This window comes from Bradyrhizobium sp. SZCCHNS3016, from assembly GCF_032484535.1.
Lineage (GTDB): Bacteria > Pseudomonadota > Alphaproteobacteria > Rhizobiales > Xanthobacteraceae > Bradyrhizobium.
In genome coordinates this window covers 430062-444623 of the sequence record NZ_JAUETE010000002.1, presented here as the reverse complement: position 1 = coordinate 444623, position 14562 = coordinate 430062, and the positions used below count along the sequence as shown (strand labels likewise).

The 14562-nt window shown below is 67.3% G+C and carries 14 protein-coding genes and 2 pseudogenes; 8 read left to right on the top strand and 8 right to left on the bottom strand.

Annotated elements, in window-relative coordinates:
• Positions 1-40: 40 nt before the first annotated feature.
• Positions 41-481 carry a hypothetical protein gene (locus tag QW881_RS06280; protein ID WP_315754239.1) on the bottom strand — a complete coding sequence of 147 codons (441 nt, stop codon included), beginning with the start codon at positions 479-481 and terminating at the stop codon, positions 41-43.
• A gap of 89 nt (positions 482-570) precedes the next feature.
• Here QW881_RS06280 and QW881_RS06275 point away from each other — a divergent pair, with 89 nt between their 5' ends.
• From QW881_RS06275 to blaOXA, 4 genes are all read left to right on the top strand, one after another.
• Complete coding sequence (locus tag QW881_RS06275) at positions 571-1353, top strand: ATP12 family chaperone protein (protein WP_315754241.1); 783 nt, start codon at positions 571-573, stop codon at positions 1351-1353.
• A 62-nt stretch (positions 1354-1415) separates the two neighbouring features.
• Positions 1416-3065 (top strand): flagellar hook-length control protein FliK, encoded by a 1650-nt coding sequence (locus tag QW881_RS06270; RefSeq protein WP_315754243.1) that lies wholly within the window; start codon positions 1416-1418, stop codon positions 3063-3065.
• On the top strand, positions 3062-3343 hold the full coding sequence (locus tag QW881_RS06265) for an EscU/YscU/HrcU family type III secretion system export apparatus switch protein (RefSeq protein WP_315714536.1): 282 nt from the start codon (positions 3062-3064) through the stop codon (positions 3341-3343). The genes QW881_RS06270 and QW881_RS06265 overlap by 4 nt, the downstream gene beginning before the upstream one ends.
• A gap of 79 nt (positions 3344-3422) precedes the next feature.
• Complete coding sequence (blaOXA, locus tag QW881_RS06260; RefSeq protein ID WP_315754245.1) at positions 3423-4241, top strand: OXA-1091 family oxacillin-hydrolyzing class D beta-lactamase; 819 nt, start codon at positions 3423-3425, stop codon at positions 4239-4241.
• A gap of 290 nt (positions 4242-4531) precedes the next feature.
• On the opposite strand, the gene QW881_RS06255 is transcribed toward blaOXA, so the two are convergent.
• The 5 genes from QW881_RS06255 to QW881_RS06235 form a co-directional block, all read right to left on the bottom strand.
• Entirely contained in the window at positions 4532-5017 is a 486-nt protein-coding gene (locus QW881_RS06255; RefSeq protein ID WP_315754247.1) for a hypothetical protein, read from the bottom strand.
• Positions 5018-5117: 100 nt separating this feature from the next.
• Positions 5118-6140 (bottom strand): dienelactone hydrolase family protein, encoded by a 1023-nt coding sequence (locus QW881_RS06250; protein WP_316158620.1) that lies wholly within the window; start codon positions 6138-6140, stop codon positions 5118-5120.
• 211 nt (positions 6141-6351) lie between these two features.
• Complete coding sequence (locus QW881_RS06245; RefSeq protein ID WP_315754251.1) at positions 6352-7191, bottom strand: DUF3883 domain-containing protein; 840 nt, start codon at positions 7189-7191, stop codon at positions 6352-6354.
• 854 nt (positions 7192-8045) lie between these two features.
• Positions 8046-9647, bottom strand: a complete 1602-nt coding sequence (locus tag QW881_RS06240) for an alkaline phosphatase D family protein (RefSeq protein WP_315754253.1) — start codon at positions 9645-9647, stop codon at positions 8046-8048.
• A gap of 42 nt (positions 9648-9689) precedes the next feature.
• Complete coding sequence (locus tag QW881_RS06235; protein ID WP_409998098.1) at positions 9690-10127, bottom strand: DUF4260 domain-containing protein; 438 nt, start codon at positions 10125-10127, stop codon at positions 9690-9692.
• Between the two features lie 125 nt (positions 10128-10252).
• Here QW881_RS06235 and QW881_RS06230 point away from each other — a divergent pair, with 125 nt between their 5' ends.
• The 4 genes and pseudogenes from QW881_RS06230 (at position 10253) to QW881_RS06215 (ending at position 13529) form a co-directional block, all read left to right on the top strand.
• On the top strand, positions 10253-11785 hold the full coding sequence (locus tag QW881_RS06230; RefSeq protein WP_315754255.1) for an acyl-CoA carboxylase subunit beta: 1533 nt from the start codon (positions 10253-10255) through the stop codon (positions 11783-11785).
• Positions 11786-12016: 231 nt separating this feature from the next.
• Positions 12017-12484: a hypothetical protein gene (locus QW881_RS06225; RefSeq protein WP_315754256.1), complete on the top strand. Its 468-nt coding sequence runs from the start codon at positions 12017-12019 to the stop codon at positions 12482-12484.
• 232 nt (positions 12485-12716) lie between these two features.
• A pseudogene (locus QW881_RS06220) lies at positions 12717-13035 on the top strand (hypothetical protein).
• 134 nt (positions 13036-13169) lie between these two features.
• Positions 13170-13529, top strand: a complete 360-nt coding sequence (locus QW881_RS06215; protein ID WP_315737630.1) for a twin-arginine translocation signal domain-containing protein — start codon at positions 13170-13172, stop codon at positions 13527-13529.
• Positions 13530-13591: 62 nt separating this feature from the next.
• Here the strand turns inward: QW881_RS06215 and QW881_RS06210 are convergent.
• Both QW881_RS06210 and QW881_RS06205 read right to left on the bottom strand, forming a co-directional pair.
• Positions 13592-13718, bottom strand: a pseudogene (locus tag QW881_RS06210) (alpha/beta hydrolase); the annotation flags it as partial.
• Positions 13719-13842: 124 nt separating this feature from the next.
• Complete coding sequence (locus QW881_RS06205; protein WP_315737631.1) at positions 13843-14541, bottom strand: winged helix-turn-helix domain-containing protein; 699 nt, start codon at positions 14539-14541, stop codon at positions 13843-13845.
• Positions 14542-14562 lie beyond the last annotated feature (21 nt).

Sequence of the window (14562 nt, the reverse complement as noted above, 5' to 3'; positions counted from 1 at the left end):
ACCCCGGATATTGCTGCGCTCATCCGGGCTACGCAGCCGCTCAGTTCCGGAACTGCTCCAGGAACAGCCGCAGTGAATCGTGCGGCGTCTCGACGTCCAGGATGACCCAGCCGTCCGGTCCCTTGACCACGATGAAGTTCATCGTCACGCGGTGGCCCTGATTGTCGAAGCTGGCGGCGACATAGGTCTTGTCGAACTGCTTGCGCAGGATCGAGATCGCGACCGGGCCGAGCTTCCAGCGCGGGCTCTGCACCAGGAAGTCGTAGGGCTCGCGCCGCGGGGCGGTCCAGGCTTTCGCCAGGCTCGGATCGAAGAACTGCCGGGCGACCTCGGCCGTCCGCGGCAGCCCGGCGGAGAGTTCCGGCACGCCTTGGCCGTAATGGGCATAGACGTTGCGGACCAGCGATTCCGGGGTGCGGAAGCCGGCCGCGGCCGGGGCGGCGCTGCCGATCAGGACGAGGGCGGACAGCAGGGCACGCATCGGCAGCTCGCATTTCGGGCGGACAGGGCTTATCTAGCGCGAAAACGACGGATCCCTTGTGATCATCCCGCGAGAGGGCTGGAATTCTGATGCGTGAACTGTTTGACGACGTCGTCGGCCGGTCGCCGCTCGATCCGCAGGAATCGGCGCGCCAGGCGATGCGGACGCCGCTGCGCAAGCGCTTCTACAAGGACGCGGCCACCACCGCAGCCGAGGGCGGCTTCCACGTCACTCTCGACGGCCGGCCGATCCGCACGCCGTCGGGGCGCGTCGTCATCGTTCCCGCCGGGGAGCTGGCGGAGGCAGTGGCCGCCGAGTGGCAGGCCCAGGGTGAGAACATCGATCCCGCCACGATGCCGCTGACGCGGTTCGCCAACAGCGTCGTGCAGTCGGTGGTCGACCGCACCGACGACGTGCGCGAGGACATCGCCAAATATCTCCAGTCCGACCTGTTGTTCTACCGCGCCGGCCACCCCGAGGGGCTGGTCGCGCGCGAGGCCGAGCATTGGGACCCGGTGCTGGACTGGGCGCGCGACGGCCTAGGCGCGCATTTCATCCTGTCCGAGGGCATCGTGCACGTGACCCAGCCGGAGGCCGCAGTGCAGGCGGCGCGGGGCGCGCTGCCGACCGGCCTGTGGACGGTGGCGGCGACGCATGTCGTCACCACGCTGACCGGCTCGGCGCTGCTGGCGCTGGCGCTGGCGCATGGGGTGCGCGACCCCGGCCAGGTCTGGGCGGCGGCCCATGTCGACGAGGACTGGAACGTCGCGCAATGGGGGGCCGACGAGGAGGCGATGAGCCGCCGGGCCGCCAAGCAGATCGACTACGAGGCCGCCGTCCGCATCCTCCGGGCGGTCGACGCCGCGCTCTGAGGCCCGGTTAACGCCGGGTTTAGGGGCACCCGTTAGGCTCTGCGCGTAACCCGAGTACGCGCATGGTCCAGAGTGTCACCCCGTCGCCTTCCGTGAGCGCCGTCCGCGGCGTCGGCAGCTCGCCGGCCGGAACCGCGCCGCAGGCCGCGACCACGCTACAGGCCGGTGCGCTGCTCAGCGCCAGGGTGCAGCAGGTGCTCGCCGAGAACCTGGTCCAGGTCGCGATCGGAAACCTGTCGATGGAGCTTGCCAGCGAGCTGCCGCTGCAGGCCGGCCAGACCGTGCAGGTGGCGGTGTCGCAGACGGCGCAGGGGTTGCAGCTCGCCATCGTCGGGCAGGGCGGCAGCGCTGCCACTGGAACCAGTGGCACCCCGACGCCGGCCGCCACCGTCGTCGACGTCACCGGCCGGCTGGCACCGGCGCTGCCTCCGCCGCCGGATCCGCTGACCGGGCTGGAGCGGCTCGCATTGTCGATCGCCAGCGAGGAGGCGGCGACCCGCCAGGGCAGCCAGGGCCAATTGTTCGCCGATCTCCAGGCCGTCGCCGACGCGCCCAATCTTCCGCCGGCGTTGCGCGCGGCCGTGGCCCAGGTGCTGGCGCAGCAGACCCAGCTATCGCCGGCGCTGACCGCGGAGGATGTGCAGAGCGCGGTGCGGCTTTCCGGCCTGTTTCTGGAATCCTCGCTCGCCAATGGCACCGCCGGCGCCGGCACGCCCGACCTGAAGGCGGCGCTGATCGTGCTGCGCCAGACGCTGGCGACGGTGCTGCAGACTGTCGATCCCGGCATGGCGGCCTCGACGTCGGCGTCGCCGGGAGGCTCCTATGCCTCGGTGCTGTCCGAGGCCGGCCGCGCCGCCGCCGCGCAACAACAGAGCGCTGCACCCTCGCTGGTGCCCGACATCGAGATCGAGCTGCCGCCCCAGCCCTGGGCAACGGCAATGGGGCGGCCCGACACCGTGTCTGCCGGCTTCACCGGCTCGGCGCTGATCGAGACCCTGACGGGCGCCAAGGCGCAGTCGCTCACGCCCGGCACGGTGCTGGCCGTGCTGCAGGAAGCGCAGCAGCAGATTCCGCGTGCCGCCGGCCTCGTTCCCGGACGCAACGCCAATGGCCGCGCCGAAATGGTCGTGCGCACCAACACGCCGCCGCCGCCGTTCCGCGGGGCTGCGCCGATGCCGCAGGCCGTGGCGACGGCGACGCTCGGCCCGGACACGCCGCTGCCGGCGATCGCGCACCGCCTGCTCGACGAGACCGACCAGGCGCTGTCGCGCCAGACCCTGCTGCAGGTCGCCTCGCTGCCGGATCGCCCGGACGCCTCGACCGCGCGCACCGATCCGGCGCTGCCGCGCTGGAATTTCGAGATTCCCTTCGCCACCCCGCAAGGGACCGCGATGGCACAGTTCGAGATCTCGCGTGACGGCGGCACGCAGTCGCCGGACGCGGCCAAGCGCGTCTGGCGGGCGCGCTTCTCGCTCGACGTCGAGCCGGCCGGCCCGGTGCATGCCATGATCAGCTTCAGCGCCGAGCGCACCTCCGTGCGGATGTGGGCCGAGCGTCCGGTCACCGCCGCGCGGTTGCGCGCCGGTCTCTCCGAACTCAGCCAAGCCCTCAGCCGCGCGGAGCTGTCGCCGGGCGATCTCGTGGTGCAGGACGGCGCGCCGCCGGCCGTGATGCCGCCCAAGGCCGGCCATTTCCTGGATCGCGCGCTATGAGCATCGAGGTGAAGGCCGCCAACAAGACCCAGCTCGCCGTCGCCTTGCACTATGACAAGGGCCAGGGCGCGCCGCGCGTCGTCGCCAAGGGCAAGGGCACGATCGGCGCCAAGATCATCGAGGTCGCCAAGGCGCACGACATACCGATCGAGGAGAACGAGGTGCTCGCCGGCGCGCTCTCCAATGTCGAGCTCGGCGACGAGATCCCGGAGGAGCTCTACAAGGCCGTCGCCGAGGTGCTGGTGTTCGTGCTCAATCTGTCGCGTCCGATGCGCTAGCGCCGCATTTGTGATCTCCGTCATGCGTCGGTCGTCACCGCCGTGTGGTAGGGAGGGCGAACGACGACGGAGACTTGCGATGTCCATGATGAGCCGCCGCCATGCGCTTGCCCTGATGGCCGGCGCCAGCCTGTTGCCCGCGCGCTCGCTCGCGCATGTCGCCCCGCCGCGCAACGAGGTCCGTGGCGATCTCGTCAAGCGCTTCACCGACGAGGGCACCAAGGGCACGTTCCTGGCCTACAAGGTCGAGGAGTATCTCATCATCGCCAGCGACACCGATCGCTCCGGCGAGGCGAAGCTGCCGGCCTCGACCTTCAAGATCGCCAATTCGCTGATCGCGCTGGAGACCGGCGTTGTCGAGGATCCCGACAAGGACGTGTTCAAATGGGATGGCGTCACGAGGTCGATCGAGGCCTGGAACAAGGATCACACCTTGCGCAGCGCGATCGCGGTCTCCGCCGTCCCGGTCTATCAGGAGATCGCGCGCCGGATCGGTCCTGAGCGCATGCAGAAATATCTCGAGGAGCTCGACTACGGCAATCACGACATCGGCGGCGGCATCGACCAGTTCTGGCTGACAGGCGCGCTTCGCATCGATCCCGTCGAGCAGGTCGATTTCATCGATCGCCTCAGGCGCGGCGCGCTGCCGGTGTCGAAGCGCAGCCAGGATCTGACCCGCGACATCATACCGACCACCAAGGTCGGCGAGGCCGTGATCCATTTCAAGTCGGGGCTGCTGGCCAAGGAGCAGGGCTCGCTTGGCTGGATGGTCGGCTGGGTCGACAAGGGTGACCAGCCCACGGTGTTCGCGCTCAACATGGATTGCCCCGAGGAGCGCCATGTTGCGGACCGCATGACGCTGGCGCAAGCCTGCCTGAAGGACATCGGAGCGCTGTGATGCCGTCGTGTCGTAGGGTGGGCAAAGGCGCGTGAGTCGCTGTTAGTTGTCGAGGGCAGTATCACGCGCCGTGCCCACCATCGGTCTCGGCGCGCAAGCCGCGGTGGGCATGCGCCGCCTCACGGCGGCACTTGCCCACCCTACGGTTCATCACGCGACATCGTCGAACATCAACCCTCATCGCCGCGTCGTCATGGCCAGGACCGAAGCGACGAAGCAATCCAGGCTCGTGCCAAGTCCGGCGACTGGATGGCTTCGCTTCGCTCGCAATGACGTGGTGGTGTCAGTGCCTATCGCCGCGACAGCTCCAAATTGACGCCGGTGATCTCCGTGCCCGCCGGCCGGATCGACACCGTCTGCCGGCGTCCCTGCGTCGTCAGCGACAGCCCGGCCGAAAACGTCTGGCCGCGCGCCTGCGCCTCGATGCGGTTGCCGACCGCGCGGCCCTCGATCGTGCCGGAGGCATTGTGGCTTGCCTCGCTCCATTGCCCCGAAATCTCGCCGCCGCGATAGGCGACGTCGCTGGAGAGATCGATGTTGTAGCTGTCGCTGGCGCAGCGGATGTTGAGCCGCAGTTGCTCGCCGGCGCCGCCGACGTCATAGGCCGCGCGGCAGCGCAACCGCTCCTGATTGCCGTCGGACATGCTCAGCACGCCGCCGCCGGTCCAGGAGCCTTCCAGCCCGCGGAACGGAGAGGCCGGCGCGGCATGGGCAACGCCGGCCAGAGCAAGGGCAGTCAGCAACGTGGGGATCGCAAGGCGAGAGGCGCGCATCATCGGGCTCCGTTTCATCGTCGAAAAGTGAGCGACAACGCAGGAACACCCGATGCGTTCGATCTGTCACCTCAAGAATTGATCCAAATCGTTCTATTTTTGCTCACGACAGTTTGAACAGCGTGCGCAGGAAGTCCGTTACCGCCTGGCGCGCGGCCTCCGCGGTGGCGGGATTGCCGCCGACATGCGGATCGAGCTCGACGCAGGCGTCCTGATAGGTGAAGGGCTGCTGCGTCTCGGCATTGATCAGCATCCCGCCGTCGCTCTCCTTGATGCGGCAGTTGCGCACGGTCTGCGCCTTCGGCGCGACGGCGAGCATGTTGGCGCCGAGCAGGCCGAGGTCGAAGCCGTGTGGCGAGTCCGGATATTCGGTCAGCGCAACGTCGCGGCCCGCTGCCTTCAGCCGCTCGACATAGGCCTTGCAGGTCCGCACCGGATTGTAGTCGTCCGGTCCGCCGTGAAAGATCCGGATCGGCCGCGCCACCACATCGGTCTCACCGACATAGGTCGTCGAGCAGTCCGGATAGAACGGGATGTAGGCGGCAAATTGCAGCCCGGAATTGTTCCAGCGCTTGTGGAAACGCTCCAGGCTCGCATACAGCGCCGCCTGACCGCCGCGCGAAAATCCCATCAGCACGATGCGCTCGGGATCGACGCGCGGATGCTTCGCCAGCACGTCGAGCGAGCGATAGATGTCCATGATCAAATTGAGCCGGCCGAGTTGCGCCTGGTTGGTGCTGGTGGCGGTGATGCCGCGTCCGGTGAAGCCGTCGATCGCGAAGGTCGATATCCCCATCGCATTGAAGGTGCGGCTCCACGCCGCGATGTTGCCGCCGACGCCGCCCGATCCATGCATCAGCACCACGACCGGCAGCCGGCCGCTGCCTTGCGCGACGCGCAGCTCGCCCACGACCGTGACCGGCTTGCCATTGTCGTCGCCGGACAGGAACTGCCGGTCGGACAATGTGAGCGAGGGGATCGGATACATCTCGATCCGGGCAGGCGTGTCCTTGGGGATGCCTTGGGCATGGGCGCGGCTGCAGAGGCTGAGACCGGCCGCGGTCAGCAGGATCGTGACGACGGTCGCTGCCGTCAGCCGCAGCGATCGTCGAGCGGCTCGAGGCAATGCGTCTGTAAGTCTGAAACGAGCGGGCGCATCAAGCGCCGACGGCGCGGCACTATTATGTCGCTCCATGACCGTCCTCCTGGCTCGCCGCTTGTTGCGGCTTGGCAACCAAGTAGAACGAGGGATCACGGAGCTGTCAAACGGCGTCACGACCTGCGAAGAGCGAGACTGGTGGACAACGCAGCGTGTGGTGCGCTGCGGGATTTGATCGCTACAGAAAGCTAGCCTGATAGCTCGTCGCCATCAACGAGACATGCGCTTCGAGGGGAGGTCGCAACTCGAAGGCTCGCGGATCTCGGGCGAAATTCCATAGTCGCACCAGGAGCCAGTCGTCGCGATACGCTTCGGCAATCGCGAGCTCATTTCGAGTGATGTGAAATGGCGTGCGTTCCCAGCCGTTCGTCGTCTTAACCTCGATGAGCCGTTCTCGACCGTCGGGTTCGAAGCTCCTGATGTCATAGCCCGCGCCGTCGCCATCGACGTCGGAAACCCATCGAATTTGGCGCGCGAGATCGGTCCGGCCTGCGGCCAGCAGAGTTGAGCGCTCATGGGCCAGAACGCGTTCTTCACCGGCGCGGCCGAGCGCGCGATTGCGCGCGTCCCGTGCCCCCACATCATATTTTCTGGCAATCACCACCATCTGTTCGAGCTCTTCAGGGGGAGGCGCGTTGCTGTGTGTTGGAGGCGGTCCGATCCACAGTGGCGGAGGCTCCCCATAGCCTGATCCTAATGAGATCGCTGTCGCCCGCGTCGTTCGTGCGAGCCATTCCGGGTTGCGGTCCAGCCAGCGAGCTACGGCAACTTCGAGTGAGGACTGAAAATTGAAGGCGGGCCTGTAGCCAGCGATCCATTCTTCGCCGAGCCCCTTGAGTACGGCACTGATATTTCGATTCTTGTACTCGATCGAACCGCGTGTTCGGCCGGTCGATGCCTGCACGGCACGGTTACGTTCGGCTTTGTTGTACGGTCTCCCCGCGACATCATCCGCGAGCATCGCGAAATAATCGGCGACAATGGCGTCGTTCTGCTCATCGGTCCAGGCGCCAGCCATAGATGCCCTTCGGCAGGATGTGAGGAGCCGCCTGCCTTACACGCAACCATAGCTTAAGGTGCCCGAGCTGGCCAGCAGGCTCAGCTTTGCTGGCGAATTCGACTATGGCGTGGAGAGGCCGTCGTCATAGTTGTCCAGAAAGCGATGGACAGAGAGGAGGCCTCTGCCCGACGGGCAATCCTCGCATATCATCCATGCCCGAACTGCCCGTCGTGCCAGTTTGTCGCGGACTGATCACTTGCACCGTCGGGCAAATCAGCTCCACATTTCCGCGCATCCCGGCCCGCCAAGAGGGACGTTTCGCGATCGTCACGAACGTCGGGCCGGGGATGCGGTGGGCGTGTCGGTCTGCAGCCTGGTCTCACGATCGGGCCGACGAACGGAGCGATGCGACGGCGAAATCGTGTGGTCCTGGCCTCCCGGTGCTGAGGCCAAGTCGGTGGGGATGATCCGCTGGCGACGGGGGCAATCAAGCCGGTCCCCGGGGAGATCACGTATAACCCGTTCAAACCATCGCGCAGGGAGGGCCGGGAAGTCCCAGCCGAACCTGTGGTTCCTGCCCCGTGCATTTTCTCTGCACGGGGGCCATGGGGGCGGCAGGCTCCCGGCCTTCCTTGCGCCTCTTCTTCCACGGAAGGGGACGAACTCAAGCAAAACCCGGGCGCACTCCGCCGCGGGGATCGCGACGTCATGCCTCGAAGCGGCGACTTCAAGCGAAATCTCTCCGGGTGCGATCACGCCAAGCACGGTGCGCCCCAGTCATGACCTCGACCCTACGCGGCAGGACGACCGGCTGCTGTCAGCGAGCCGATCGCCACACGACGCGGCGGCGGCCTTGCCGCGCGCGCGTCGCCTCAGGCGTCGACCAGCCCCGGCTTGCCGGCCAGGGTGACGAAGGATTTCGCGGTCGACACGGTGCCATCAGCTACGCTGATGCGGTCGACGACGCGGTAGTCGGCCTGCCAGCGGGCCGGCGTCACGACATGTCTGATGTAGCCGCGCTGGTTGCTGAAGAACTTCAGATGCGGATTGTTGGCGAACAATGTCGGCTCGTTATCGTAGCGCGCAAAGCCGTCCCCGTCCGACGAGATCGAGGTCGCCAGGAATTCGACGCCGACGCATTGCGAGGCCGGATCGCGCCAATCCTGCTTCAGCTCGAGCGCGACGCCCTTGTGCAGGTCGCCGGTCAGCACGACGGTGTTGGTGATGCCGGCCTCGCGCAGCATCTGCATGACGCGGTCGCGCGCGGCGCTGGCGCCGTCCCATTTGTCGAGGCTGCGCAGCGGCACGTCCGACGACGGCAGCCACGGAAACGAGCGCCAGTCGAGCGGGGCGAACATCACCTGCTGTGCCAGCACCTGCCAGGTTGCGCGGCTGCCGCGCAGACCCTCGGCGAACCACCGCTCCTGCTGCGCGCCCATCATGGTGCGGCTCGGCTGGTCGGCCTCGGGGCAGGCCTTGATGCCGTCGCCGCAGGGCTGCTTCGAGCGGTATTGCCTGGTGTCGAGCACGGCGATGTCGGCGAGCCTGCCGAAGGCGAGGCGGCGAAAAGCGAGCATGTCGGGCCCGCGCGGCAACTGCGCGCAGCGCACCGGCATGTGCTCGTACCAGGCCTGGAAGGCGGCGGCGCGCCGGAACAGGAACGCCTCCGGCGGCGTGTCGCGCTTGTCGCGATCGCCGGCCCAATTGTCCATCACCTCGTGATCGTCGAAGCTCGGCAGGAACGGGCAGGCGGCGTGCGCGGCCTGCAGGTCGGGATCGGTCTTGTAAAGCGCATAGCGCTGCCGGTACTCCGGCAGCGTGTAGCAGGTGGCGAAATGCTTCGGCATGGTGCGCGGCAGCGCCACGCCCTTGGACTCGGCGGCGTACGCATTCTCGTAGATGTAGTCGCCATAGTGGAAGACGAAGTCGAGATGGTCCTGCGCGATCGCACGCCACGCCGTGTAGAAGCCGCGGTCCCATTCCTGGCAGCCGGCGGAAGCGAACCGCATCTGCGCGACGTCGGCGCCGGCGGCGGGAAAGGTCCTCGCACGCCCGATCGGGCTCTCCGCCTCCGGCAGGCGGAAGCGATAGAAATAGTCGCGGGCCGGAGCGAGGCCCTCGATCTCGACATGGACGGAGTGCGCCAGCTCGATGCGGGCGACCGCAATGCCGGATTGCACGATGGTCGTCATCGCCGGATCGGTCGCGACCTCCCAGCTCACCTCGCGCGGCAGCGCGATCATGCCGCCACGCGGCTGCAGCGGCTCGGGCGCGAGCCGGGTCCAGATCACGAAGCCATCGGGGCTGGGATCGCCGGAGGCGACGCCGAGCGTGAACGGGTTGGATTTCAGCGGCGGAGCCTGGGCGAGCGCCGTGCGCGCCAGCGGCGTGCCGAGCGTCACCAGCCCGGCCTGCAGTGCGCCGCGCAGCAGGCTGCGCCGGTCCAGGCCGGCCATGTCTCGGAATCGGATCATGCCGGCATCCTACCGGTCGCGGCAGGTCCCTGCATCCGGCGTTCAGCCTCGCGGCGCGGCGGGCCCGATCCGGCCGAGATGGGTGAAGCCGAAGCCGTCGGTGTATTTCAGGCCGTAGCCGACCAGCCGGTCGACGCCGATATGGGCGAGCCAGATGGTGGCGAGCTGGGTCGCCAGCGGCACGCCGAGCGCCAGTCCGACCGCGAGCAGGGCGGCCGGCAGCAGCGTGGCATGCGCGGCGTTGTACACGGCCGCTCCGATCCGGGGGCCGCCGAGATAGCCGGCAAAGCTGAGGTCGGGCCCCAGGAAGAGGGCCGCAAACAGCCACCACGAGTCCCCTCGATGGGCGTAGAAGGCGATTGCCGCGGCCGCCAGCACCAGCCCTTCGAGCCGCAACAGCAGGCGGACGCCGCCCCGCACGGCGCCCCGGGCTGCGTCGTCAGCCGGATCGGCAAGGCTTGGTCGAACGGCCATATCCATGATTCTGCTTCCAATTCCGAACTGTGGGAGGAGGGGCGGCCCGTCCGAAAGCCGCTTTTCGCCTCCGAAATAGCCGTGTTAGAAGGCCGCCAACACTCACGAGATCGGGAACGGGCGGGACGCGCATGAAGGACATCCTGGACACCTTGGAGACGCGGCGCGCCGGCGCACGGCTCGGCGGCGGCGAGAGGCGCATCGAGGCGCAGCATGCCCGCGGCAAGCTGACGGCCCGCGAGCGGATCGAGCTGCTGCTCGACAAGGGCAGCTTCGAGGAGTTCGACATGTTCGTCGAGCACCGCTCGACCGAGTTCGGGATGGAGAAGACCAAGGTCCCGGGCGACGGCGTCGTCACCGGCTGGGGCACTGTCAACGGCCGCAAGACCTTCGTGTTCGCCAAGGACTTCACCGTGTTCGGCGGCTCGCTGTCCGAGACCCACGCGCTGAAGATCACCAAGCTGCAGGACATGGCGATGAAGGCGCGTGCGCCCATCATCGGCCTCTATGACGCCGGCGGCGCCCGCATCCAGGAGGGCGTCGCGGCGCTCGCGGGCTATTCCTATGTGTTCCGCCGCAACGTGCTGGCCTCCGGCGTGATCCCGCAGATCTCCGTCATCATGGGCCCGTGCGCCGGCGGCGACGTCTATTCGCCGGCCATGACCGACTTCATCTTCATGGTGAAGAACACGAGCTACATGTTCGTGACCGGCCCAGATGTCGTGAAGACCGTCACCAACGAGGTCGTGACCGCGGAAGAGCTCGGCGGCGCCTCGGTGCACGCGACGCGCTCCTCGATCGCCGACGGCGCGTTCGACAACGACGTCGAGACCTTGCTGCAGATGCGCCGCCTGATCGACTTCCTGCCCTCGAACAACAGCGACGGCGTGCCGGAATGGCCGAGCTTCGACGACATCGAGCGGGTCGACATGTCGCTCGACACGCTGATCCCGGACAATCCGAACAAGCCCTACGACATGAAGGAGCTGATCCTGAAGGTCGTCGACGAGGGAGACTTCTTCGAGATCGCGGAAGGCTTCGCCAAGAACATCGTCACCGGCTTCGGCCGCATCGCCGGCCGCACCGTCGGCTTCGTCGCCAACCAGCCGATGGTGCTGGCGGGCGTGCTCGACAGCGATGCCTCGCGCAAGGCCGCGCGCTTCGTCCGCTTCTGCGACGCCTTCAACATCCCGATCGTCACCTTCGTCGACGTGCCGGGCTTCCTGCCGGGCACCGCGCAGGAATATGGCGGCCTGATCAAGCACGGCGCCAAGCTGTTGTTCGCGTATTCGCAGTGCACGGTGCCGCTGGTCACGATCATCACCCGCAAGGCCTATGGCGGTGCCTTCGACGTCATGGCCTCCAAGGAGATCGGCGCCGACATGAACTACGCCTGGCCAACGGCGCAGATCGCGGTGATGGGCGCCAAGGGCGCGGTCGAGATCATCTTCCGCGCCGACATGGCGGACCCGGAGAAGATCGCCGCGCGCACCAAGGAATACGAGGACCGCTTCCTGTCGCCATTCATCGCCGCCGAGCGCGGCTACATCGACGACGTCATCATGCCGCACTCCACCCGCCGCCGCATCGCGCGTGCACTCGCCATGCTCCGCGACAAGAAAATGGAAATGCCGGCGAAGAAGCACGACAATCTGCCGCTCTGAGGGGGAGTGAAGAAGTGGGAGGGCGGCGCCCCGGCGTGTCGCCTTCGTATTTGACGAAGTCCGGCGACCGCAGCGCGCTGCCGCCGGAGCGGCGCGGCAATCTGCGCCGTTTCCGCCCACTGGCGTTAAGCTTACGGCTTAACTAACCTTTAACGATGGGTTTGCGGGAACTGGGCCGCTGGCCTAGCATTTATCGATCGCTGGTGGGTCAGAAGAGTAGGGTCGCGTATCATGGCTGTCGGAACATCGGCATATCGGAATTCCAGAGTTCTGGTCGTCTGCGCGGCAGCCGCCGCGCTGATGTTCTCCTCCGAGGCCGCGTCGGCCCAGTCCGGCGCCGCGGTGGCTGCGCCCGTTGCCGCCGGTCAGGCGGGGCCGAGCCAGGTCGTCCCGCCGGCGCTTGGCGCGCGGCCCTTCGTCCGTCACCACCACCGCGGCTATCGTTCCTATCTGCCGGCCGCCGGCGCTTTCGCCTATGGCGGCCCTGGCGAGCCCGTGCCGCAGCAGATCCCCGAGCACACGTCGGCCGACGTGCGCTACACTTATACCTATGACGTCCCGTGGGACTGGGTTCACCGCTATCCGCCGAATGTCGTGCCGTCCGATCGCCCCTATGTGTCGAGCTGTCCGATGCAGACCGTGACGGTACCGGGCCGCCGCGGCGGCGATCACTCCGTCACGATCACGCGCTGCTACTGACGTTTTGAGCCAGCTCAATGCGATCCGTGTGAACGGGCGCTAGATTTCATTGAATACCGACCGGCTTCGCTCGCGCGAGGTCGCGAGGTGACGAGGCCCGGACTCCTAGGCACTCCGGGCCTCGTTGATTTTGATAGTCTCCCGTCATCGCGCGGCGATGATCGAGACGACGGCAAGGTCGCGTTTTTGATCGTGCTCCGTGACGACACCAACACGGACCGGAGGAAACTCGATGCCGTCAGCCATCTTCGTCGTGCGCGCGACCGTGCCTGATCCATCGCGGCGCGATGAGTTCGATCGCTGGTATCGCGAACGTTCATCTGCCCCGACGCGATCAGGAGTTTCGGCGTGCGCAAGGCATGGCGGGTGTGGAGTCTCGCTGATCCGGCGGTGCGCATCAGGCGATGTATCAGTTCGATGCCATCGACGCGATGGAGCGCGCCGTCGGCGGCGACGAGATGAGGCGCCTGATTGCCGACTTCAATCGCGACTGGCCCGACGTGACGCGGACGCGCGAGAGCTTCGTGCTGGCGCAGGCGGTCGAGGAGTGATCGGCCGGCGGCGCGTACCAAGATCGGCGAAGGTGGCAGAGCCATGGTGGTGCCATGCGCCAGTTCAGCTCACGTTCAGGTGATCGGCCGAATACTCACTTCATGCTCTGGCTCGTGGATCATGGAGGCGTGCGATGGAACGACGGAATTTCCTCAAGCTGGCATTCGGGTTCGGCTGCGCGGCGGCGGCCGGCGCCGTGCTCCGCACCACCGATGCGGTCGCTGCGCCGCTCTCGCCGTTGCCGCTGAACGAAGCGGCGCCTTCAGCAAGGGATCAGCACGTCGAGCGCGCGGTCGGTTCGCAGGATGAGGCCGATCGGCTCGCGCCGGAGCAGGTTCGCTGGGGGCATCACGGTCATCATCACGGACACCATGGTCACGGCCATCATTGGGGCTGGCGCCGGCGGCATTGGGGTTGGCGGCGCCGTCATTGGGGCTGGCATCACCATCATCGGCACTGGCGCCGCCGTTGGCACCGTCGTCACCACTGGTGATGTCGGCACAGCTGCCTCACGACAAGCGCTGCTTCCGTCGCGAGTGGGGCCTTCGGCGCGTTCTGCTCGCCGTCATTGAACAGAGCCAGCAGGCTGACCGGGTACGGGGTAGGGGAAGCCTTCGAGATTGATGCCGTAGGGCTCGCGCGGCGTCGTCCTCTGCGATGCGGTGCTCGCTTTCGCGGCGATTGTCGCGCCCGGCGAAACGGGACATGGAGATTCCAGGAAAGACGGGAATGAGATGGTCGTTCCGTGCCCCGCGTTGGTTTTGGCCGCAAGGCAGGAAGGCGCTGCGATAAAGAGCGCGTGATCGTCAGTCTTCGGCCGGACCGAACAGCGCCGCGAAATGCTTTTCGCCGGCGCGGCTGAAATTCACCACGCGGCTGCCTGGGGTGGCATCGCGCGCCGCCCATTTCAGCTCGGTGAAGCGCTTCATCAACGCTGCGCCAAGCGTGCCCGCGAGATGATGCCGCCGCGCGCTCCAATCGAGACAGGCCTTGCAGACGGGCCGGCGGGGATGCGCCAGCATTTCCGGCGAGATCCGCAGATGCTGCGCCAGGAAATGTTCGCCGTCCTCGGTCAGCACGATCTCCTGCTTGCGCCGGCGCACCAGCTTCTGCCTCGTCATGCTGTCGAGCATCTGCACGCCGAGATCGCCGGCGAGGTGGTCGTAGCATATGCGCGCGCGGCGCAGCTCCGGCTCCTTTGGTCCAGTGCGCACCCGCATGTGGCCGGCGCGCGCGGCGAGGCCGGCGAGCTTCTCCAGCACGTCGGCGACGTCGGGATCGGCGAGCCGGTAGTAGCGGTGACGGCCCTGCTTCTCCGGCTCGATCAGGCCGCCGCCTTCGAGCTTGGCAAGATGCGAGCTCGCCGTCTGCGGCGTCACGCCGGCCTCCTGGGCGAGCTCGGTCGCGGTCAGCGCGCGGCCCGACAGCAGCGCAGTCAGCATGTTGGCGCGGGCGGGATCGCCGACCAGCGCCGCCACCATCGCAATGTCCGGACCTGATTTCATACTTCGATGCTAGCCGAAGCA

Coding starts and splice junctions, on each gene's coding strand:
- QW881_RS06280 (WP_315754239.1), bottom strand. CDS start 481: ATGCGTGCCCTGCTGTCCGCCCTCGTCCTGATCGGCAGCGCCGCCCCG.
- QW881_RS06275 (WP_315754241.1), top strand. CDS start 571: ATGCGTGAACTGTTTGACGACGTCGTCGGCCGGTCGCCGCTCGATCCG.
- QW881_RS06270 (WP_315754243.1), top strand. CDS start 1,416: ATGGTCCAGAGTGTCACCCCGTCGCCTTCCGTGAGCGCCGTCCGCGGC.
- QW881_RS06265 (WP_315714536.1), top strand. CDS start 3,062: ATGAGCATCGAGGTGAAGGCCGCCAACAAGACCCAGCTCGCCGTCGCC.
- blaOXA (WP_315754245.1), top strand. CDS start 3,423: ATGTCCATGATGAGCCGCCGCCATGCGCTTGCCCTGATGGCCGGCGCC.
- QW881_RS06255 (WP_315754247.1), bottom strand. CDS start 5,017: ATGATGCGCGCCTCTCGCCTTGCGATCCCCACGTTGCTGACTGCCCTT.
- QW881_RS06245 (WP_315754251.1), bottom strand. CDS start 7,191: ATGGCTGGCGCCTGGACCGATGAGCAGAACGACGCCATTGTCGCCGAT.
- QW881_RS06240 (WP_315754253.1), bottom strand. CDS start 9,647: ATGATCCGATTCCGAGACATGGCCGGCCTGGACCGGCGCAGCCTGCTG.
- QW881_RS06235 (WP_409998098.1), bottom strand. CDS start 10,127: ATGGATATGGCCGTTCGACCAAGCCTTGCCGATCCGGCTGACGACGCA.
- QW881_RS06230 (WP_315754255.1), top strand. CDS start 10,253: ATGAAGGACATCCTGGACACCTTGGAGACGCGGCGCGCCGGCGCACGG.
- QW881_RS06225 (WP_315754256.1), top strand. CDS start 12,017: ATGGCTGTCGGAACATCGGCATATCGGAATTCCAGAGTTCTGGTCGTC.
- QW881_RS06215 (WP_315737630.1), top strand. CDS start 13,170: ATGGAACGACGGAATTTCCTCAAGCTGGCATTCGGGTTCGGCTGCGCG.
- QW881_RS06205 (WP_315737631.1), bottom strand. CDS start 14,541: ATGAAATCAGGTCCGGACATTGCGATGGTGGCGGCGCTGGTCGGCGAT.